This is a genomic window from Coleofasciculus sp. C1-SOL-03 (assembly GCF_040220555.1).
Taxonomy (GTDB): Bacteria; Cyanobacteriota; Cyanobacteriia; order Cyanobacteriales; family Coleofasciculaceae; genus Coleofasciculus.
On sequence record NZ_JAVJUO010000005.1, the window covers coordinates 1 to 21681 of the forward strand.

The window sequence follows — 21681 nt, forward strand, 5'->3', positions numbered from 1 at the left end:
ATTATCTGCCTACTTCCTGCTTCGTGTTTTTATGTAATCCAAGTCGCTTAACGGCTTCTCTCAAAGGAATATCGCCAATCTGAGTAAATTTAAGCCAATATGACCATATAGTATCATACTGGCTGTCTGTTATCAACCCTCCCTGCTAACCCTACTCGACAGTATCCTGAATACCTTTGAACCAACGGTTATTCAAGATAGTCACTCAGGAATAAGACAACTGAAGCATCATCTCCAACAGCGTCGCTGTCTACTGGTACTTGATGGATTTGATGCGGTGTTGCACCAGAAAGACAATATTGAGGACTACAGTAAATTGTGGCAAACCTTAAGCCGCAAACGCCATCAGAGTTGTATTCTGATCACCAGTCGCGAACAACTCCCCGGATTTAATGCGATCGCGGCTAACTCGAAAGGGGTTCGCTGTTTAAGGTTGCAAGGCTTAGAACAGGCTGATGCAATGGCATTACTGCAAGCCGGAGGATTCACCGGGAAAGAACCGGGATTATCCGCTTTGTGTCAACAGTACCGGGGTAATCCATTGGCATTGAAAACCATAATACCGTTGATTCAGTCAATTTTTGCTGGGAATGTCAGCGCATTTCGCCGCCAGAGTAGTATCATTGTAGGCGATCGCCTGGAAGCATTACTCAACCAGCAATTCAATAGATTATCTGAATCTGAACGCTCAATTGCCTACTGGTTAGCCATTTGGCAAGAACCGATCGCATTATGCCGATTACAAAGCCATTTGCTCTATGCTTCTGATCCGAGTGTCATTTTAACCGGGATTGCCGCTTTGGAGACGCGATCACTTATCGAAAAACGATTCAGTGCTGATACACCCTCCTTTACCCTACAACCCATGGTGATGAAAGTGGTAACGGATCGATTAATAGAACAAGCCGTCAGGGAAATTAATCAGGTTATCCAAAGCGATGACATCAGCCATCTGCACGTCTTGAGAACCCATTGGCTAATGCGCCCCGGTACTGATGATATTGCCGGCGATCGCATTCTTTGTCAACTCCAGGAACAATTGTTTCGTGTGTATAGCAATTCCCTGTCTCAAACCCTGCTACAAATTCTCTTCCGGCTACAGGATCACTCTCCTCAAGTTGTTGGCTATGCCCGATGCAATCTCACGGCACTTGTGAAAAAATTAGATCTGGCGTAAATTCCCAAAGCATGTTGGGTATAAGACCATTTAGCGGTACATTGAGAGGCAGAAAAAGACTTGACGCTCTACGGGGGCGTAGTTAAAATTCATCATCTGACTGACTCAAAGCAGTGAACTTATGACTGCAAGGGTGGGGACAAGACAAGGATGACAAGAAAGGAAAGAAGACAAGGGGGAAAAACCGTACAGAATTAGGTTCGGTCAAACTAACTTCTAAAAGCCGAAATGCCCTATTTTTCGTTCTCACTCTTCCTTGTCTACTGGTCTACCTGTCTTCTAAGTCTTACCTAAACCCCCATTTAAAAAACCTACCCTTGTGAGGAACAGTAAGCCCCCCTTTTGAAGGGGGGTTTGGGGGAATCTCCTGATGTTAAGTACACTAACCGAGTGGTATTGGAAATGGGGCAACTAGACAATCAACCGGAAAACGCCGAGAATCGGGAACAACAAGCCGCCGCCGATCTCTTGCAATCCATGACTGAGAGTATTGAGGAAATGGAGACGTTGCGTCATCGTCTCATGACTCAGTTTACTCAGGAGATTGAACAACTACAACAAGAAAAAGCCGAGTTGACACAGGAGATTAAAACGCTGCACGCTCAACGACAGCAGCCATTAAATCCACAGCCCGAATCGGCGTCTGAAATTGCCTCAATCTTAGCCAATCAACTGCACGATTTACTCAGCCAGCGACTCCAACAACTCACCGAGTCTTCAGAACCACTCTCCGTTGATCAGACGGTGGGACATCATCAGCAAACTATCCAGGAATTAGTCGCCTCCCTAGATGACACGCTGAGAACTACGTTTAGAACCCTGCAACAGGATCTGAATAGCTATCAAAGCTCAATTTCCCAACAATTGAGCCAGATGTATAGTTTACAGGAACAAGGGGAGGTGATTCTAGAGACACTGGTGAATCGACTCAAAGCGGAAATTCCGCCCCCATCTTCTACCTCTGAACCCCGTTCTCAAATTCCTCCCGCCGCCCCGACTCATCTACCGTTACCCCCTCCGGATGACAATGGGTCTTCTCCTCGTTCTAATCAGGGCGAAATCGTCAGATCGGCGGCTGAATCACCCTTACCTGTGGTGCCGCCGACCCAGCTTCAACCGCGCCCGCCAAAACCATCCACGGGGAAACAGCTAGTCGGGTTAGTGCTGGTGTTGTTATCATTGCTAGCATTAGCATTTGAAAGCGTTTTTGTCAATATTATTTTTAACGCCACAGCGCTCGCGGGAGTCCCAGCATCGGTGGGCGGCTTTTGGCAGCCAACGCTAGGGAATACCTTACTGGTACTATGGTCACGGATGTTGGTGGTTGTACCCTTGATGGCAATTTTGAGTCGGGGGTTTTATCCGGGGGTGTGGCGAGATATTCAGCAGGTGCTGCGTTGGCGGAGCCTGTTCCGGAGGAATGTATCGCGCAATTGGGGTTTATTCGGTACTCTCTTATGTAGCGGGTTTTTACTGTTCTTATCTAAGGTATTGCTGTATTGGGCATTAGGAATCATTGCGCCCGGTGTTGCTGTAATTATTTTCTTTATCTATCCCATCGTGCTGTTGCTATTGAGCGATCGCTTTAATCGATGGAGTTATTTCATTCCCTTCGCTACGGTAATTGCTGGGTTCGTGCTGACGACTCTACCCAGTGGTAGCGGGGAACTGTCACAATTCGGCATTACCCTGGCGTCAGGGGCGGCGATCGCCTTTGCGCTGCATTTGATGTTAATGCAAAATTTGGCAAAACAGCTTCATCCGATGCCAATTCTATTGCTAAACTTAGCCATTGTCCTGATATTTTCCGCCTTGGGTGTAATGATATCCTTCCCAGCATCGTGGGGTGTAGTATTTGCGCCGAGTTTGAGTTCAAATCTAGTAATTAGTGGTCTGGTTTTAGGCGGTGTGACTTTGATTAGTTATGTCTGCAACACCATAGGAATTGCCAGAAGTGGTGCAGCTAGTGCTTCGGTTTTAGGGGCTACGTTACCTGTGTTAACCGCACTCTTGGCTGGGATTCTGATTCAGAGTCCATTGACGGTTCCGCAACTGGTGGGTATGGTGCTGGTAACAATAGGAGTAGCGACGTTGAACATGGTGCGGTAAGCGAAGCTATCCCGTAGGGAATCGCGTCATCTCCGAAGCAGGGGAGCCATGTAGAGACGTAGCATGCTACGTCTGGGAGCAATGTTCCAGACGTGCCATGGCAAATCGGAAACATGATTTTCCCCACACCCGACACCCAACACCCGACACCCAACACCCGACACCTGACACCCGACACTAAGACGCTATGACAATGCGATCGCGTCCTCCAGCAATTGCCAAATTCAGGGCGATCTGAGCCGCTTGTAGCACTTCCTTCGCCGTCTTACCATGTTCGGCAAAACTGGCTACCCCCGCAGAAATTGCCAGAGAACCTAGGGATTGACCCCGATAGTCTAAACTGAGTTGTTCAATCCTCTGTCGCAGTTGTTCGGCGCGTCGTTGGGTGACAGCTAACCCGGCTTCTGGCAATAATAGGAGAAATTGTTGACCGCCATAACGACAAGCAATATCCGACGCCCGAATTTGGCTGGGTAATAAAAACCCAATCTCGCGCAACAGAAAATCAGCCACAGATTTGCCAAATCGGTGGTTTAACTGTTCCATCTCATCGATTTCCAATAAAATTACCCCGATGGGCTTAGGTTGACGTTGAGACTTGCGGATTTCGCGCTCAAAACATTCTTCCAGGTAACGTCGGTTATACAGTTTCGTCAGCGGATCTCGAAACGTCTGGGTTTTCAGCGTTTCTCGCAGTTTTAAGTTGGCTAATGCCAAGCCAATATGCTTCGCCACTTTCTCGGCTAACTGTCGAGTTTGGGCAATTCGCCCCCGTTGCAGGGAACTGACGGACAACAACCCCACCGTGTCTCCATGGGCAATCATGGGAACACAAAAGGTTTCCACGGCGGGAGAATTAGCGCGAATATGCTGGCAGTTTAAACAATAATGGGTGTCATCAACCAAATGAGACTGTCCGCGTCGTAATGCTAGGCATTCGTGGGGCGAAAAGACCGAATCGCTCGTCAACGGGACAGAACCCCAGGTTGCGATCGCCTCCAGTAAGTTTTTTGAGGAGTTCATGACAAAAATTGCCCCAATTTCATCGGGAAAAAGGTGTTGGACTAAGGGTTCAATCGTTGTACATGCCTCTTCCACTGAATAACTGGATTGAAGTGAATCAATCAATTGTTCTAGTACAGGGGTATTTAATTGACTTTGCATGCTTACGTGCGCTTTTAAACGATGAGAGATTATCGTGATGCCCCTGATATCGGTTCTTCTATACTGGCATGAATAGTCCTTTGAAGTCACCAATCAGGTAGGTTAGCTGGTAATCTACTCAGGGTTGACTACAGAGGTGAGCTTACCTTTCCCTGAAATCCTCTGTGGCGGCTGAAGCCATGGATCATTGATAAAAGTCTATCGATCTCCGATCGTTGGCATTAAAATGCCTATGATGGGGTTTTCCTGTACACTAGATTTATGCGATAGTCTTCGGAAAAATAAAAGTCGCTAGTTCTGGATTCCGATTATGTCCCCTGTAGTTTAAGCACATTTCGACTCCGGAACCAGTAATCCTAGCTAAGTGAGATGCCGAATGATGATTGACGCTGATGCCATAGTCGCCCCTCAAGCCACACCAGCCAGCCAATTAGACAAGTCTATTGAACGCTACGAGAAGGCGCTGGACGAGCTCGAATCAACGAAGAATCCATCTTTTGAGCAGATTGTTGAGGTGATCGTTGCTCGTGATGTGGTTGAGACAAGACGGGAGAATGATAAAAACCCATCTGGAGCAAGTATCGCCAGAGTGATTAAGTTAGATAGCCGTTTACAGGATCAGCGTGAGGCGATCGCGACTAATCCTGAATTAGCGAAATACATTGATCAGTTACTCGAATGGAAAGAGAATCTCAACCTCTCATCTAACCCCTGGTGGTGGCAGATGATCACTGATCTAGATACCTTACTCAACCAAGCCGTTGAGGAGTACAAACAAGCCCTCTCAGAGCTAGGAGATGTCCGAGAAACATCGACGGAGAAAATATTAGCGGTGCTTCAGGCGCGGGATAAAGTGGCACAACTTTGCAGCGGAGAAAAGAAACTGCCACAGGAAGACATTGCCAAAATTATGGACTTAGATGATCGCTTGTGGGATCAAGCCTTCGCGATCAACAAAGTGATCAACAACAATGAGAAACTTGACCCATGGAATGATCGTTTTCAATCTCCACTAGACAGTTGGTGGTGGCAACTCGGAACAGAAGAGCCTGATTTTATTGAATATGTAAATGACTACAAGGAAGTCCTCCAAGACGTGCAAAATTTGAAATTTGCTGCCGATGCATCGGAGGAAGACCAAGAGAAAAAAGTTTTACAGTTACTCAAAGCTCGTGATGCCGTTGAAACAGCTATGCAAGAGCAGTCATCGATACCCGAGCGAATCGCTAAAATTCTGATTAATTTGGATGAAGATTTGAAAGATGTGAAACAAAAGCCATGGGTTCGCACTACAGGAAAGCGATTACGGGTTTGGAAAAAGATGCTAAAACAAGAGGAATCCCATTGGTGGTGGGATTTTAAACTTAGCATATTTGGCGAAGAAAATGAACCAATGCGGCTTAAAGATCGGTTGTGGATTCTGGGCGCACTGGCTTGTATTGTAGTTGGGGCTGGCATTGCCGCGAATACAACCCAGACGTTTCAAACCTTTGTCCAAGAAGAAGACGCGGTGCAATCGGATATTCTGCAAAATTCCCTCGTCTTAGTACAGGGTGCAGGCTTAGTGAGTTTGGGGGGTGCTACGGTAACCCAGAAAGGACGGAAATTGATAGAAAATGTAATTGACGACCTTACCTTTATTCCCCAGAGTTGGCATGCACGAGCAACCTTTGGTCTTTCGGTTGCGGCTTTAGGAATGGTTTACGGGATTAATCAGTCATTGCCACAGATCGGGAATTGGTACTTGGAGCGAGGGCAAAATTATCTCGATGAAGGTCAATTATTTCAAGCAGAGGGGCAATTTAGGCAAGCCAAGAAACTGTTTGAGGATGCTGAGGCTAAAGCCAAGGTTAGCTTGCAGTTGGGAAAGGTTTATGAAGACCAACAAGATTTTGAAAAAGCTATTGAGGAATACAATAGTGTTTTGGCAACGAATAACCCTGAAGTCATACTCAATTTAGGCAGGGCAATGGTTTTCCAGGAATCGGAAAAGGTGGCTTGGACAGAGAAAATAGAGGATGAGACAATTCGTCAGGCTGAGAATTACTTCGTTCAAGTTAAACGGATGATAGCTAAAGGAGGAACGGGAAGTAAAGAAAGCAATTCCAATAAAAACCAAGATGCTCAGCAATCTGTTCAGACAGATAGACTAACCAAAGAACTTCATATCAATCAAGGTATCCTGGCGTGGGCGAAAGTTGACTTTAATCAAAACTCTTGGGATCAATCTGAATTAGAACGAGCTAAAAATTATTTTAATAAGGCAAAAGATTTAGATACTCAGCTACCAACAACTCCAGACAGTAGAAATGTTCGGTGCTATTTAGAATTAGCCGAGGCGTTGATAAATCGAGAACAAGCAAGCGAACAAGCCTGGTTTAATTCTTACTGCGTAAAAATTTACTATCGAGGCAATATTGAGAATAGGAGTGAAGCCAACCTGATGAAAAGTATTGCCCAGTTAATTGATATTGATTTATTTTACGAATGAGCCAATTAAACTCAGATATCGGAGTTATTAATAAGCTGGCTACCTAAAGATAATTTAGAGGCATAATTAAACGTCGGGAAGGATTATAGTCCATGCAGGCAAGCAGAAATATTCAGCAAAAAATCAAATATAGCGTAAAGCCATTGGTTGAAACTTGGAGGACGATAAAACAGTTGCCAGACCCTATCCTAGTGATTGTTTTTATAGTAGTGCTAGGATTTGGAGGGTGGTATGAGTATAATGGCGGCAAGGATGTCTTTAAAGTTATTCTGCCTAAGAACAATGCAAATAATTATGACCCAATTGCTCTAAAATCGCTCCGTTATCTGGCAGAAAGTGAAAAATTTTACTCTCATGAAGAAAATGATGAAGTAAACGCTGTTGCCTTTGCACCTGATTCCCATACTTTAGCTAGCGGTGGAGATCAAGGTAAAATTAAGTTCTGGAATGTAGGCAATGATAATGATTTAGTTAACGCAGAAAAAAATCCCAGTCCCAACCAAGAAGTGACCGTTGTTAATGACCAAGAATCTCCGATCATTTCGTCTATTGCCTTTAGCCCTGATGGAAAAACATTAGCAGCTAGTACTTTTAGCGGACTGATTCAACTCTGGCAACTCTCGGAATCAGAAAATGTACAGTCTCCTAATGCAGAAAATTTTTGCGACAGTAAAATTGCAGCAAATTCTGCTAAATGGAAACTTTGTAAAAACTTAAAGAATTCAGAAACCAATGCGGCTTATTCTTTGGCATTTAGACCGAATTCCCATAACCAGAATGATGACACGTTATTAGCTATTGGTAATGAAGACGGGAGAATCAAGTTATGGAACATTAACAAGCGAAAAACCTGGTCTACTCATGACAATACCATTAATGACCCGAATAAGAATAAAGATTATGATGCTGTTTTTTCTGTTGCATTTAGTCAGGATGGTAAAACTTTAGCGAGTGGCAGTGCAGATGGAACGGTCAAGCTATGGAAGGTAAGTGATGATCAATTATCATTAAAGACTACCCTACAGCATAGCAGTGATTCTGGAGTTGGGGTTGTAGCCATCGAATTTTATACCAGTACAATCAGCGAATACACAGATACGGAAAAGTTAGCAAGTGTCAGTGGGGATGGGACTATCAAATTATGGGATATGGATAAGCTTAATCAAGCTAAACCTATCCAATCCTTCAACAGTCGAAATGGAACAGTGGCTCTCGCTGTTAGCAGTGACGGCAACGTTTTAGCGACTAGCAGCAACGATGGAACTATAGAGTTATGGAACCATTGGAACGGCAAACGAGTTCGCCGATTAAAAAGTCATCCATACGCCGTTTATTCCCTCGCGTTTAGCCCTGATGGTTATTTTTTAGCCAGTGGCAGTATGGACGAAACGATTAAACTTTGGGAGATTGAAAAAAGAGTTTATTTAGGCTGGGAGCGATCACTTCCCATGTGGATTATTTTTTAGGAGCATAAGAAGTTGTTTAGTCAGTGTTTAATTATGGCGTTTAAATGTAAATAAATATTAATACGATATAAATTATGGGCATAATAAACCAAAGCCAGAATTTAAATCGGTAAAGGTTCCTGATTTCATTAAAAGCATCCATGAGGTTTTTTATGTCACTACCTTGAGCCTTGGGAATTTTTTTGAAGCATTTCGCCGCATTATTAGTCCAGAGGGCAACCAAGAGAATGGCTATTCCAGTAATAATAAACTCAAATGTATAAAAATAGTCTTTGTCTAGCCTTTTTTGTAATAAGCCTCCGAATACGAGCAACCAACCTAAAACATTTAGGAATAAAGCAACAAAACGCATTGCCTTAGACAGGTCATTAATTATTTTTTCTTCGCCTTTTTTAAATTCATATTCGTATTCGTATGAAGTCATTGTATTAGTCCTCTCTTAACTAAACGTTGTTTCCTGATAGCTACTGCAAAGTCTATGGTTATTCTTTAGCCTTTATCAAAAAAATGTGATACTATATCTACTGTAGCTTTTACTGGAATAAGAATCAGAATAAGTACCACAATTCGACGCTGAAGCTTGTAAAGTTTTTTCATTTGCTCAAGCGCAGGCATAAGTTGGCTAAAGTTTCCGTCTTGAACAATTATTTTGAAAGAAGATGCAGTACGCCGAGTGGACTTAAAAATTAATAAAAATATAACCGCTTGGATTAAGATAACAACTATATTGAATAGTGTTTCCGCTAAGTTATAATTTTCCTCAATTACAGCAAGGATCATAATTATTAACCAAAAACTTCCAAATACAGCAAGGCATATATTGTAATATTTCATATTTCTTGACATGTCTTGAATTGTTTTTTGGGAAGATTCATTCAAGTTAACATTTGATAAACGGCTTACTTCTTTTTCGTTGTTGTCAGCAATTTCTGTATGAGGCAAACTATAATTCATTTTCATAGTCTCCTAAAAATACATTGGTAAAGTGCTAACTTGGACGTTACCACATTTTCTATTTTCTGAACTATTATGTTAATTTAAGTTTAATTGGGGACACTCACCCGGTTAAAACGCGGGTGATTCGTCCTTCCCAGCAAGCCGGAGTTTTACATCTGTTTAGTAAAGATAGCCGCTTCCAGACTGACAAGAGCATCTTCCAAGTTGTCATTGAAAATTTGCAGATCGAATTCATCCGCCGCCTCGATTTCGGCTTTCGCTCGTTCTAAGCGTCGCGCGATCGCCTCCTGATTATCCTGACCCCGCCGACGAATGCGCTGTTCGAGTTCCGCCATATTGGGGGGTAGAATAAAAATACGCAAGGCGTTGGCAAAGGTTTGTTGAATTTGCCTTGCTCCCTCTAGTTCAATTTCTAACAGGACTGACTCACCCCGTTTAATGTGCTGTTCTACGGGTTTGCGGGGTGTACCATAATAGTTACCCGCATACTCTGCCCATTCCAATAACTCATTGGCGCTGACCATCTGCTTAAACATATCCTGACTGACGAAATAATAATGTTGTCCCTCTACTTCACCAGGACGGGGTTGACGGGTGGTCGTTGAAATTGATAGATACAGTTGCGGATGCCGCTTTAAGAGTAAACGAACCAGAGTTCCTTTGCCTACGCCACTTGGACCGGTCACTACAATAAGTTTGCCTGCTTTGCTCATGGTTCCTTGTCGAATTAATTAGGACTGGTTACCCCATCTTTGCCAATGACAAAGCGATGGGCAACGGTTTCTGGCTGAATCGCTGATAAAATGACATGGCTAGAATCGGTAATAATGACGGCTCTCGTGCGTCGCCCATACGTCGCATCAACCAGTTGTCCGCGATCGCGAGCATCTGTAATGATACGCTTAATCGGGGCAGACTCTGGAGAAACGATTGCCACGACACGGTTTGCCGAAACAATGTTACCAAAACCGATATTGATCAGTTGAATGTCCATGAAAAACTAACGGCAAAAGCCGCCTGAGGAGCGATTACGAGGGATTTGATTTCAATGTTATCTACAAAAATTTAGGCTTACAAGGTTAAATCACACCGAAAACCTGGATTTTCAGGTTTAGGCTAAAAAAAGATGAGATTTGCTTGCCATAAATTCGGCTTACTTGTCATCTGCTCTTGAGTAGATAGTCAGAGGACAACGGAGGCTTGCAACGCACCAAACACCGTTACACTACATCACTAAGACATGCAACAGGTTGACGTTACGACCTTGACAGCCGCTTGTGCTGAGTTACAAGCGGGCTGGATACCAGGACGACTCGAACAAGTTTATCAGCGCGATCGCTATACGATTGCTCTATGCTTACGCACGCTTCAGGGTAGAGGATGGCTGACGCTGGCTTGGCATCCCCAAGCCGCCCGAATTTGCTTAACTGATCCGCCGCCTCGCCTACCAGATACGTTTACATTTAGTGACCAACTGCGACATCAGTTAAAGGGGTTGGCGCTAGTGGGGATTCAGTTTATTGCCCCTTGGGAGAGGGTGTTAGACTTGCAATTTGCCCGTCGCCCCGGAGATGCGATTCTCTGGCATCTGTATGTGGAAATTATGGGTAAATATAGTAATGTTATTCTGACCGATGCTAAAAATATCATCGTCACCGCCGCCCATCAAGTGAGTCCCCAGCAATCAAGTGTCCGTCCGATTCAAACGGGTCAGCCTTACGACCATCCGCCAGCATTGTTGGGGAATTTACCCAGTTTAAGTGAGTCTCAGGAGCGTTGGCAAGAACGAGTTAGCTTAGTTCCCGGAGCATTAAAACGGCAATTACTCAAAAGTTATCGGGGATTAAGTCCAGCTTTGGTGCGTTCGATGATCCAAGCTGCTGATTTAGATCCCGAAGAGTCCACGGAAACGTTAGAGACAGAGGATTGGCAACGGCTATTTCAGCGCTGGCAAGAATGGCTATTGGCGTTGGAGAATTGGGGAGCCGAGGTGCAGGGGAGCAATGTAGAAACGTGCCATGGCACGTCTAGGAGCAAGGAAGCATGTAGAGACGCGCCATGGCGCGTCTGGGAAGCTAGGGGAGACAAGGAAGTTAACCGTTTACAACCGGGTTGGACAGAGGATGGATATAATGTGCTGGGTTGGGGTGTGATTAAACCTGCGCCAAGTGTCCAGGTGTTACTGCATCGTTACTATACTGACCAACTCAATCGACAAGAGTTTAGCCGACTGCGTAATCAACTGACACAGAAAGTCAACAGTTTTTTAGGGCGATCGCGTTCCAAGGCGTCAGGCTTTGAACAACGGTTACAGCAATCGGAACAGGCGGATGAGTATCGTCAACAGGCTGACTTATTGATGGCGCATCTGCAAGATTGGCAACCGGGAATGAACCAGATAACGGTTCTAGATTTTGCAACCAATCAACCGTTGACAATTTCCCTCGATCCCGACAAAAATGCCGTGCAAAATGCTCAAGCCCTCTATAAACGCCATCAAAAGCTGAAACGGGCACGTCTGGCGGTTGTGCCGTTATTGCAAGAGGTGCAAGCGGAAGTTGAGTATTTGGAACAGGTTGAGGCATCCTTAATTCAGATTGATCGCTACACCACGCCGGAAGATTTGCAGGCGTTACAGGAAATCCGCGAGGAGTTGATTGGACAAGGGTATTTGGATGTTCAAGATCAACGCCGCCAGGATGGGACAGAAGCCTCGGAACCCTATCGTTATCGCACGCCGAGTGGGTTTGAATTGTTAATTGGTCGTAACAATCGCCAAAATGACCAGCTTACGTTTCGCACGGCTGGGGATTATGATCTGTGGTTCCATACCCAAGAGATTGCTGGGAGTCATGTCTTATTACGCTTAGATCCAGGCGCGGTGGCGGATGAAGCGGATCTCCAGTTTGCGGCTGACTTAGCTGCCCATTATAGTCGAGGTCGTCAGAGTGATGTGGTGCCTGTGGTGTATACTGAGCCGAAGCATGTTTATAAGCCCAAGGGCGCTAAACCGGGGATGGCGATTTACAAGCGAGAACGGATCTTGTGGGGGCGTCCTCAACAGGCTAAACACTATCAAACGGTAGATCTTTCTGGATAAGACTGTAAATTTTGATAAAAAACGTATTCTCTGTTACGATAAAAACATGAAGAAATCTTAAGCTGTGCGCTTGGGAACGGGCAGCAGATTTCCTCCAGAAACGATAACGACATCTGTAGCACGCAAAAGACCATCTGTCAAGTTGATGGTCTTTTTCAGTTATTGGTCATTGGTCATGGATTCTTGGTTCGTACTGATAGTCGTTAAGAAGAGGGCGGGTTTCCTTGTTTTGTTTAAGGTGTATCTGTTAATTTAATCCCTAAACCCGCCCCTACAGATGCGCTATGCCTAACTAGTGCAGCGCAGCTTCAAATACTAACCAGTTAACAAGCTGCTTAAAAGCAGCTACCTTATGTTCCTGATCGCCTTCTGCCATCTGCCTTCGGACTTCTGCCTTCTTGTACTAGCAATAGCGTTGGGTAAAACTCTATCTTTCGGGTACTGTCCACCAGGCTAAGGCGTAAGGTTGAGAGTCTTCATGCTCCTGTTGACGATACTGCACCCGAATTTTATAGCGACCGGACGTGGGAATGGGACAGAATATATGTTCTACACTATCGACTTGGCTGACAGAAGCACAGGCACTTTTGCGGGAATCGGTCTCATCAAGAGGTATCAGGTAAAGGTCGAGATTATTTAAGCCGCGATCGCGAAAACGTTCGCCGACATCATACACCTCATTTCCATTCTCATCTTTTAATTCAACCAACCGATCCCACGCCAGTGTCAGCGCCACATAACTATCTGCCTTTAAAGGTTTTTCTAAGACATAATCCTGGAACGATTTAGCCTTAACTGAACTATAATCCCAACCCACAGGCGGTACAGCCCCCGTTGAACTCCACTGACCCGGACTAAATTGTTGATACGCCCGGAAAACATTCAGGTGTCCGGTTCCCATTTGCATATCGAGGGGAATTTTGGCGTTGAGATAGGCATCCGATTCTACCCAAGTGTAATTATCTTTGCTCAATAGGGTGCGACTCATCCCCAGATGTAACCCATCCCCCTCGTCTTGGATTTTGTCAGCAGAGTTGAGTAACACCGCTTTCATCACTTCATGGCGTCTGGAATCCGTCGTCCATTGGGGTTGATTGGCGCGGAGTTGGCGATCGCCAAATTCTTGAATTAGGGCGACTGAGGCAGTAATATGCGGCGCGGCGAAACTGGTTCCACTCACCTCGGCAATTCTGCCATCCAGATCGTAGACTAAAATTTGACTTCCTGGCGCGACTAAATTAATCGCACGGCGAGTTCCCTGGTTAATTTCCCGTTGAATCAGCCGCCGACCGATGCCTTCGGGTTGATCACTCAAGTTGGCAAAGTCTACCTTGGTAAATAGCCCTTGCCGTTGGGTGGTATAGGCAGTGGTAATCCCGTTATAGTGATCGGTGGGAATGGGAATGCCACCTTTGCCTTGGTTGCCCGCAATCACATAGAGAACATTATGAGTCCGGGCTGACCAATCAATACATTTTGTTAACAGGGCATTGCCATCAAGCGCTGCTTGTGATCCTCTGGCATCCCGTTGCAGAGATTCGCCAAAACTAAAGTTAATTGCCCGCACATCACCACTATTTTGCAAGGCGACGTGTTGGGAGGATAGGCATTCTTCCGGCTGTCCACTGCGGATTGGGGAACCGACAGCCGAGGCGTAGAGTCTGGCTCCTGGTGCGACTCCAGGTAAGGTTTTATCCTTACTCACCATCACCCCAGCTACCATGGCTGCATGGGTATCCACATCCGTATCCGCTTTCGCCGGACGATCGCGATAAAAAACCCGCTCCAGTGCGATCGCGGGATTCCAAGATACAGCTTTATCGACGCCAAATAAACCTGGTCTACCGATTTCCACCTGACCAATGGCTATTTTATGACCTCTCAAGTTGTAGGGGGGAGCATGGAGTCGCAACGCATCAATTCCAGCTTCTCCAATCGAAATCGGTGACGCTAAGATTGGGGTGGTCAGGGTAGAGAGTCCTACACCTCCAATCATCCATCCCAGTTTTTTGATCAGCGACCGCATAGCCAAGGCAGGTTCTCCTAACTTGAAGTATTGTTTTGAGGGTATGGGGGTGGGTTGAGCCACTTACTATTGCTATTAATGATAACGTTTATGCCAAACCCTCCCTTGCCAAGTTTGGAGTAGCAGCCTGAGAGTCGTTTTTATCGGGATTGATGCCATTGATGACGGTGGCTTGGAGATTAGATTTATCGATTCAGGTTTTGTTAGAGGAATGTTAAAGACTTTGTTAGGATAAAACTTAACAAGAATAGAGGACTTAGGAGACTATCACCAGTTATGACCCAAACGCAATCCCAAAAACCCATCGTCGTTGCCCCCTCCATTTTATCCGCCGATTTTAGCCGACTGGGGGAACAAGTACAGGCAGTGGATGCTGCTGGTGCTGACTGGATTCACGTTGATGTGATGGATGGTCGGTTTGTCCCCAATATCACCATCGGTCCTCTAATTGTCAAAGCGTTGCGCCCGGTTACCCAAAAGCCTCTGGATGTCCACTTGATGATTGTGGAACCAGAAAAGTATGTCGAGGATTTTGCCGAAGCTGGGGCGGATATTATTTCGGTTCATGCGGAACATAACGCTTCCCCCCATTTGCACCGCACCCTGACTCAGATTCAAGAATTGGGTAAGCAAGCGGGTGTGGTTCTCAATCCCTCCACCCCCTTAGAGTTGATTGACTATGTGCTAGATGTCTGCGACTTGGTGTTGATTATGAGTGTCAACCCTGGTTTTGGCGGTCAAAGCTTCATTCCGGGTGTACTTCCCAAAATTCGCAAGTTACGTCAGATCTGCAATGAACGCGGACTCGATCCTTGGATTGAAGTCGATGGTGGACTTAAAGCCGAGAACACCTGGCAAGTTTTGGAAGCGGGTGCAAACGCGATCGTTTCTGGTTCGGGTGTGTTTAAGCAGGATGATTACGCCAAGGCGATTACCGGAATTCGCAATAGCAAGCGTCCCGAACCGGAATTAGCCACGGTTTAACAGAACAGACAAGGTGGAATGGTATCATTACATTTCCCTGTTTGATGTCAACTTAACCTGAAAACCAGAAAAACTCACATCTTGCACCCGTCTCACCAACCGCCTTGGCTTAAAACCCAAGGAACCCAAGCGAAAGTCAGAATCGAGTTGACTGGATAAGAATATAGCGCTACGCGCTAGGCTTTCTTGCAATAGGCAATGGGCAATAGTGAAGAAAAAAGCTTACCTGATAAGGGATTAAGCGATTTGAATTTTTCTTCATTTGTCCTAACGTGTGTGCTTGAGTTCTTGGCGGGTGTCAACGCTTACTCTCGGTGCAAGATATCAGAAAAACCGATTTGTCGGGGCGGGTTTTACCGATAAGGTTTGGCAAAAACCGATAACGTAACGAAACCCGCCCTGCTTAGGTTATCCCTATCTACTGGCATGGCACAGCTAAAATGGTGGAATAGATTTGACCATTGAATCGGGCGCAAGTCTTTGCGCCCCTACAGTTTCCGGGCGTAATTCTAATTCATCAAATAAGGTGTGCCAGGCCACTACTGGACTGACACAGCTAAAATTGTGGAATAGATTTGACGTTTAAACCGGGCGCACGCCATGCGCCCCTACAATTTTAATCCACCAATTAAGGTGTGCCACGACACTACGCTTTTTCCCGATCAGCCATGGAAGCAATAACCTTGCATGTTCCCACCACGGTAACTCTAACCGATGAGCAATTCTATCAGTTGTGCATGGCAAATGAAGAACATCGGATGGAACTAACGGCTGAAGGAGACTTGATTATTATGCCACCAACGGGTGGAGAAAGTGGGATTATAAATTCGGATTTAAATGCTGATTTGGTAATCTGGAACCGCCAGACTCGACTCGGTTATGTCTTTGATTCCTCGACTATTTTTAAATTACCCAATGGTGCTAAAAGATCGCCTGATGTTTCTTGGGTGATTCGAGAACGATGGGAAGCCTTATCTCCGGACAATAGACGGCGATTTCCACCCCTGTGTCCAGACTTTGTGATTGAGTTGCGTTCTGAAACCGATAACCTACCCCCCCTACAACGCAAAATGGAGGAGTATCTTGCTAATGGTTTACGGTTAGGCTGGTTACTTGATCCCCAAACGCCTTTAGCCGAAATTTACCGTCCTGATCGAGAGGTGGAAACATTGAATTTCTCCACTCACCAAATTTCTCCCTGTTTATCTGGGGAATCGGTACTGCCCGAATTTATTCTGGATTTGACTTCTATTTTCAATTTTGCGTGAACCGATTTGAGTAATCGTACCAAATCCTAATGACAAATGACGAATGACGAATGACGAATGACGAATGACAAATGACAAATGACAAATGTACCAAGTCCCTTACGGAAAAACGTTTCTAGACTTTGAGTTACCGCCAGGGATGCGGGGGACATTAGCGATGTCTGAAGCTGTCCAACCCCTGACAGATGTTGAGGGTGCGATCGCGAAAACTCTCTCAACCCCGATTAATTCCCCACCCTTAGACCAATTGGCACATCCAGGCGATCGCGTTTGTATTGTGTTTACGGATATCACTCGCGATAGTCCCGATCAGGTATTGATTCGACCGATATTACAACAATTGGAAACAGCAGGGGTGCGTGACCAAGATATTACACTGCTGTGCGGGATTGGCATGCATCGCCCTAGCACTATTGCGGAAAAGGTGACGAAGTTAGGACAAGCGGTGGTTGATCGGTATCGGGTGATTGACCACGAACCGCAAAATCCTGATCAGTTAGTAGACTTAGGTGTTGTTAATGGTATCCCTTTATCGGTGAATAAAACAGCCTATCATGCCGATATACTCATCGCCACTGGAATCGTCGAACCTCATCAATATGCTGGCTATTCGGGTGGGTGTAAAACCGTTGCTGTAGGTGCGGCTGGAGAACCCTTAATTGCCTATAGTCATGGTCCTGAGTTTATCGATCATCCCAATTGTCGCCTGGGTAAACTTGAGGAAAATCCGTTTCAGCAAGCGGTGACAGAAGCGGCAATGCGGGCGGGATTGGCATTTATTATTAATGTGGTTCTTGATGACCAAAAGCGGATTGTTTCGGTATTAGCGGGGGAACCAGTAGAAACTCATAAGCGACTGGTCAAACAGGCAAAAACCCTGAATCAAGTCTCGATTTCTCAGCAATATGATGTGGTAATTGGCGGGGTTGGGTTTCCCAAAGATGCTAACCTTTATCAAGCCAGTCGTGCGGCAAGTTATCTGTTTTTTGCCCCAACTCCAGTTGTGCGTCTAGGGGGTTATTTAATTATTCCCGCCCAGTGTCCAGAAGGTGTGGGTGAAGGAGTAGGAGAACAGCGTTTTCTAGCGGCGATGCGAGATATCCCCTCTGTACAACAAATTCTGGAGGAGGGACGTAAACAGGGGTATCCACCGGGTCAACAACGTGCCTTTGTCATGGCAAAGGTTTTAGAACAGAATTCGGTGATTATTGTTGGGAGTGATTATCCAGAGGTCGTGGAGGCGTGTAAAATGTTGCCTGCGGCGACAATGGATGAGGCTTTAGCAATGGTGGCTTCTGAGTTGGGTAAGGAGTTGGATGTATTAGTTGTTCCCCATGCGTTGCTAACGTTACCTGTTATTAGTTAGGGGCTGTTGAATAAGTGTTGTGGTGGGGGTAGGGAGCAGGGGGAGCAATAGTACATTGTCGGTGATTCTATCGCCATCGGTGTTGACACCCTCGCGGAGTCGAAGCGTCAATTTTTCCCTACACCCTACACCCTACACCCTACACCCTACACCCTACACCCTACACCCTACACCCTACACCCTACACCCTACACCCTACACCCTACACCCTACACCCTACACCCTACACCCAGTAGTACCCTCAAGTTCCTTGTCACCCCCTCAGGTTGAAACCATTGCAAGAAAGCCTATTCCCTATTGCCTATCCCCTCCCCAAAACTTATTCAGCAGACCCTAATTAAGCGGATTTGCTACTAACGATGATCCCTTATCTGCAACGTCCGCAATCGATTTAATGCGGCGGCTAACTCAAATCGCCGGAATAATACTAAGTCTCCTTCTGGCAAATTTCCCAGCAAATCTAATCCCTGAGATTCAATATCTGCCATCATCCGATTTAGCACTTCGGCAACTGTATGTCGTCCATTAATATAGTGCCGTTTGGCATAAACAATTGCTTCAGCAATTGCCCGTAATTGACCTTTTTCCACAATCTGTTCAACGGCAGCTAAATCAATTTCCTCTTTGCCAAAGACAACTTCATCCACATCGCGCACCTTAAGTTTAACGTCTCGTGAACCGCGACTGGGGTCAATGCTTTGGGGTAAGGGAATACGCGGCGCAATCTCGCCAAACTCTTTTCCGCCTTCGGGAATCCGTTCCGTCTGATACTGTTTCGCGATCGCACGGGCTTTTTCGGTAACATCGTAGGGTTGGAAGTTATCCATGGCGATGACGGTATCGGCGACATCAAAGTAATCACCACTACCCCCCATGACTACAATGGTCGATACCCCATAATCAGTGTAGAGTTGACGTATCTTATCGATAAACGGCGTAATCGGTTCCTTGTCTTTGGCAATCAACTGTTGCATCCGATGATCGCGAATCATAAAGTTTGTCGCCGCCGTATCCTCATCCACGAGTAATAACTGAGTATTGGCTTCCAACGCTTCAATAATATTCGCCGCCTGGGAGGTACTCCCACTCGCATTGGTGGTGGAAAATTGACGAGTAGACCGACCTTGAGGTAATTGGTTAATAAACGGCGAAATATCCACACTGGCAATACTACGCCCATCTTCTGCCCGAATCTTCACCGCTGAGGCTTGAGTTACCACCAATTCTCGCCCATCTTCGGGAATATGATTATAGACCCCCACCTCGAGCGATCGCAAGACGGTAGACTTACCATGATAACCACCGCCGACAATCAGGGTAATTCCTGCTGGAATCCCCATCCCGGTTACCTCACCCCGATTGGGACAATTAAAGGTTTCCCGCAAGGTTTCTGGGGATTGGAAGGGTAACGCATTGTCCTCTAATGGACGATCATCCACACCACTGCGTCGGGGTAGAATGGCATCATCAGCAATAAAGGCAACTAAATCCCGTTCGGCTAACTGTTGACGCAGCCAGTCTGCATCTTCAATGGTTTCAACGTGCTGTTTAATCTCTACCGCATCTAGAGAGTCGTACTTCAGCGCTTGGTCAACAATCTCCGGAATATCCTCGCACAACATTTCCGCCGCCTGACGCCCAGAGATACGTCGTCCCCGTGCAGGTAAACCGACGACAAAGCGAACTTCGACGAGTTCATCAGTGACAAAAGCCGCCGTGCGCTCAATTACTGATTGTCCCACAGACATAATTGCAATCCGCCCACTATTCCCGGTTCCCCGGTGGGAACTGAATTCTCGCGCCACTAAATCAAACTGGCGTGTCAGGTAATCCCGTAAAGCGATTTCTCGACTACGACTTTGGTAAAGGGTTTTGGGAAAATCCGCCACCGCTTGGGACAGTTGCACCCGAACATGACTGGGACTGGCAAAGGGATCACCTTGGACGCGATCGACAATTAAGGTGAAATCCGAAAAGTGATAACGTCCCTTAATATCCTTGTAGGCTTTGTAGCTCTTGTCGTCAAGTTGGAGTAGAAGTTGGCGTAGTTTCTCGCGATTACTCATAACGTGGTAATAAAGTGGCTAATGGCTGCTTTCACACTACTACTAGATCCGCGACTTCTTAAAGGATATCGCTAGCGAATAGGGAGATTAGACTAAATCCAGGTTAACGAACCCCTTTTAGGAGAATGCAGAAGGCAGATGACTCTAAGGAAAAAGTACCCACGGGATAAAGGAGTTGGAGTAGTCATGGTGTGAGTTTTGGAGTATAGGGAACAATTTTGTATTTATCTTTAAATCAAAACTTACAATATTATTTTCACATTAATGCTTAATTCTACAGTATTCTATCCTTAAAAAGTGAATTTTTAATTGATACAAATGAATTAAACTATACACTTGATCTGAAAATCGTTGATTGGAGTTGATTGAATCAATTCAAGGTCTTTTCCTTAGTATAGCCTTGTCCCGTAATGGCACAGTGCAGCATCATCTCAAGAAACTACCACAGCCAAGTGATCACCTAACCCAATCGGGTAAATCACAGCCGCATTTTGATCCAGATTATCAGTGGATGGGTAAGACTCACTAGCATATTCACGATTCAAAGCGGATCGATATAGTGCAAGTGTACTATACTAGAAGTGGTCAGCAAAACGATATAGTTAAATCCGTTCAGCAACCCTAACCTACTTCGTTGAGGTTAGGGATTGCCAGGGACAAGTCGGGCAACGTAAGAGCGCCAATTGTGCCATTGAACCACCAACTGATACACACTTCCGGATACTTCCCCAGTCCGTGAACCCTGTAAGCCTACTTGTCATAGGCGCTTGAAGAAAGGACATTTTGTTGGTGGCGGTCGAGGGGACTGACAACTTTACACGAGAGGTTTATATCCATGATTCGTGTTCCAGTTTTATCACCAGATGGTGAGCCGTTAATGCCAGCCAAAGCCAGCCGTGTTCGACGGTGGTTAAAGGCTGGAAAAGCCAAGGTAGTACACAATGACTTAGGCATATTCCAAGTCCAATTGATTGAGGAACCATCGGGTAAGCAAACCCAAGATATCGTGACTGGAATCGACCCCGGCAAATTGTTCAGTGGAATTGCTGTCCAGTCAAAGGGCGCAACCTTATTTCTGGCACACCTAAACCTACCGTTTAAGACTGTGACCAAACGGATGAGCCAACGGGCAATGATGAGGCGGGGACGGCGGGGACGGCGGATTAACCGGAATGTCCCATTCAAACAACGCAACCACCGCCAACACAGGTTTGACAACCGCAAAGGTCACAAAATCCCCCCCAGCATCCGAGCTAATCAGCAGCTTGCTTTGCGGGTGGTGCAGGAGCTGGGTAGAATCTATCCATTCACCGATGTGGTGGTGGAGGTGATTAAAGCCAGGGGTGACAAAGGGTTTAGTCCCGCTATGGTTGGTCAGGTGCGATTCGTTGGCTAGAAATCAGCCAGAGTTCTTCTGAGAGCCTAGGTTTGAAGGATTAGCCGCAAGGGAAAATGACGGGGTAACACCCAACAGAACCTTGACAACTTAACAGCCATGTTGGTGAGG

The 21681-nt window shown here is 45.8% G+C and carries 15 protein-coding genes and 1 pseudogene; 9 read left to right on the top strand and 7 right to left on the bottom strand.

The features are described 5' to 3' along the window. The first annotated feature begins 277 nt into the window (after window positions 1-277). Both RIE73_RS00520 and RIE73_RS00525 read left to right on the top strand, forming a co-directional pair. Window positions 278-1177: a hypothetical protein gene (locus tag RIE73_RS00520; RefSeq protein ID WP_446399315.1), complete on the top strand. Its 900-nt coding sequence runs from the start codon at window positions 278-280 to the stop codon at window positions 1175-1177. Window positions 1178-1579: 402 nt separating this feature from the next. Beyond that, the gene (locus RIE73_RS00525) at window positions 1580-3286 is read left to right on the top strand and encodes an EamA family transporter (protein WP_446399316.1); all 1707 of its coding nucleotides are present in this window, start codon (window positions 1580-1582) and stop codon (window positions 3284-3286) included. 177 nt (window positions 3287-3463) lie between these two features. Here the strand turns inward: RIE73_RS00525 and RIE73_RS00530 are convergent, their stop codons facing one another. Further along, entirely contained in the window at window positions 3464-4450 is a 987-nt protein-coding gene (locus RIE73_RS00530) for a GGDEF domain-containing protein (protein WP_446399317.1), read from the bottom strand. Window positions 4451-4826: 376 nt separating this feature from the next. Between RIE73_RS00530 and RIE73_RS00535 the strand changes: the two genes are divergently transcribed. Then, complete coding sequence (locus tag RIE73_RS00535) at window positions 4827-6941, top strand: hypothetical protein (protein ID WP_446399318.1); 2115 nt, start codon at window positions 4827-4829, stop codon at window positions 6939-6941. A 92-nt stretch (window positions 6942-7033) separates the two neighbouring features. Continuing rightward, window positions 7034-8407 carry a WD40 repeat domain-containing protein gene (locus RIE73_RS00540; protein WP_446399319.1) on the top strand — a complete coding sequence of 458 codons (1374 nt, stop codon included), beginning with the start codon at window positions 7034-7036 and terminating at the stop codon, window positions 8405-8407. Between the two features lie 40 nt (window positions 8408-8447). Here RIE73_RS00540 and RIE73_RS00545 read toward each other — a convergent pair whose 3' ends face one another. The 4 genes from RIE73_RS00545 to remA form a co-directional block, all read right to left on the bottom strand. Continuing rightward, window positions 8448-8831 (bottom strand): hypothetical protein, encoded by a 384-nt coding sequence (locus RIE73_RS00545; RefSeq protein WP_446399320.1) that lies wholly within the window; start codon window positions 8829-8831, stop codon window positions 8448-8450. A 65-nt stretch (window positions 8832-8896) separates the two neighbouring features. Next, window positions 8897-9361: a hypothetical protein gene (locus tag RIE73_RS00550; RefSeq protein ID WP_446399321.1), complete on the bottom strand. Its 465-nt coding sequence runs from the start codon at window positions 9359-9361 to the stop codon at window positions 8897-8899. Window positions 9362-9513: 152 nt separating this feature from the next. Continuing rightward, window positions 9514-10077 (bottom strand): guanylate kinase, encoded by a 564-nt coding sequence (gene gmk, locus RIE73_RS00555; RefSeq protein ID WP_446399322.1) that lies wholly within the window; start codon window positions 10075-10077, stop codon window positions 9514-9516. 14 nt (window positions 10078-10091) lie between these two features. Next, a complete protein-coding gene (gene remA / locus RIE73_RS00560) occupies window positions 10092-10358 on the bottom strand; it encodes an extracellular matrix/biofilm regulator RemA (RefSeq protein WP_446399323.1) in 267 nt (88 codons plus the stop codon). Between the two features lie 246 nt (window positions 10359-10604). Between remA and RIE73_RS00565 the strand changes: the two genes are divergently transcribed. After that, window positions 10605-12464, top strand: a complete 1860-nt coding sequence (locus RIE73_RS00565; RefSeq protein WP_446399324.1) for an Rqc2 family fibronectin-binding protein — start codon at window positions 10605-10607, stop codon at window positions 12462-12464. 427 nt (window positions 12465-12891) lie between these two features. On the opposite strand, the gene RIE73_RS00570 is transcribed toward RIE73_RS00565, so the two are convergent. Continuing rightward, window positions 12892-14490, bottom strand: a complete 1599-nt coding sequence (locus tag RIE73_RS00570; protein ID WP_446399329.1) for a S8 family serine peptidase — start codon at window positions 14488-14490, stop codon at window positions 12892-12894. 276 nt (window positions 14491-14766) lie between these two features. Here RIE73_RS00570 and rpe point away from each other — a divergent pair, with 276 nt between their 5' ends. The 3 genes from rpe (at window position 14767) to larA (ending at window position 18108) form a co-directional block, all read left to right on the top strand. Then, the gene (gene rpe / locus RIE73_RS00575; protein WP_446399325.1) at window positions 14767-15474 is read left to right on the top strand and encodes a ribulose-phosphate 3-epimerase; all 708 of its coding nucleotides are present in this window, start codon (window positions 14767-14769) and stop codon (window positions 15472-15474) included. A gap of 668 nt (window positions 15475-16142) precedes the next feature. Then, a complete protein-coding gene (locus tag RIE73_RS00580) occupies window positions 16143-16742 on the top strand; it encodes a Uma2 family endonuclease (protein ID WP_446399326.1) in 600 nt (199 codons plus the stop codon). 85 nt (window positions 16743-16827) lie between these two features. Further along, window positions 16828-18108, top strand: coding sequence for a nickel-dependent lactate racemase (gene larA, locus RIE73_RS00585; RefSeq protein WP_446399327.1), 1281 nt, complete (start codon window positions 16828-16830; stop codon window positions 18106-18108). Between the two features lie 353 nt (window positions 18109-18461). Here the strand turns inward: larA and RIE73_RS00590 are convergent, their stop codons facing one another. Further along, window positions 18462-20174, bottom strand: coding sequence for an ABC-ATPase domain-containing protein (locus RIE73_RS00590; protein WP_446399328.1), 1713 nt, complete (start codon window positions 20172-20174; stop codon window positions 18462-18464). A gap of 835 nt (window positions 20175-21009) precedes the next feature. Here RIE73_RS00590 and RIE73_RS00595 point away from each other — a divergent pair. Then, window positions 21010-21552, top strand: a pseudogene (locus RIE73_RS00595) (RRXRR domain-containing protein); the annotation flags it as partial. Window positions 21553-21681 lie beyond the last annotated feature (129 nt).

Bases quoted from the DNA above. Each gene is read 5' to 3' on its own strand.
- RIE73_RS00525 (WP_446399316.1), top strand. From the start codon at position 1,580: ATGGGGCAACTAGACAATCAACCGGAAAACGCCGAGAATCGGGAACAA.
- RIE73_RS00530 (WP_446399317.1), bottom strand. From the start codon at position 4,450: ATGCAAAGTCAATTAAATACCCCTGTACTAGAACAATTGATTGATTCA.
- RIE73_RS00535 (WP_446399318.1), top strand. From the start codon at position 4,827: ATGATGATTGACGCTGATGCCATAGTCGCCCCTCAAGCCACACCAGCC.
- RIE73_RS00540 (WP_446399319.1), top strand. From the start codon at position 7,034: ATGCAGGCAAGCAGAAATATTCAGCAAAAAATCAAATATAGCGTAAAG.
- RIE73_RS00545 (WP_446399320.1), bottom strand. From the start codon at position 8,831: ATGACTTCATACGAATACGAATATGAATTTAAAAAAGGCGAAGAAAAA.
- RIE73_RS00550 (WP_446399321.1), bottom strand. From the start codon at position 9,361: ATGAATTATAGTTTGCCTCATACAGAAATTGCTGACAACAACGAAAAA.
- gmk (WP_446399322.1), bottom strand. From the start codon at position 10,077: ATGAGCAAAGCAGGCAAACTTATTGTAGTGACCGGTCCAAGTGGCGTA.
- remA (WP_446399323.1), bottom strand. From the start codon at position 10,358: ATGGACATTCAACTGATCAATATCGGTTTTGGTAACATTGTTTCGGCA.
- RIE73_RS00565 (WP_446399324.1), top strand. From the start codon at position 10,605: ATGCAACAGGTTGACGTTACGACCTTGACAGCCGCTTGTGCTGAGTTA.
- RIE73_RS00570 (WP_446399329.1), bottom strand. From the start codon at position 14,490: ATGCGGTCGCTGATCAAAAAACTGGGATGGATGATTGGAGGTGTAGGA.
- rpe (WP_446399325.1), top strand. From the start codon at position 14,767: ATGACCCAAACGCAATCCCAAAAACCCATCGTCGTTGCCCCCTCCATT.
- RIE73_RS00580 (WP_446399326.1), top strand. From the start codon at position 16,143: ATGGAAGCAATAACCTTGCATGTTCCCACCACGGTAACTCTAACCGAT.
- larA (WP_446399327.1), top strand. From the start codon at position 16,828: ATGTACCAAGTCCCTTACGGAAAAACGTTTCTAGACTTTGAGTTACCG.
- RIE73_RS00590 (WP_446399328.1), bottom strand. From the start codon at position 20,174: ATGAGTAATCGCGAGAAACTACGCCAACTTCTACTCCAACTTGACGAC.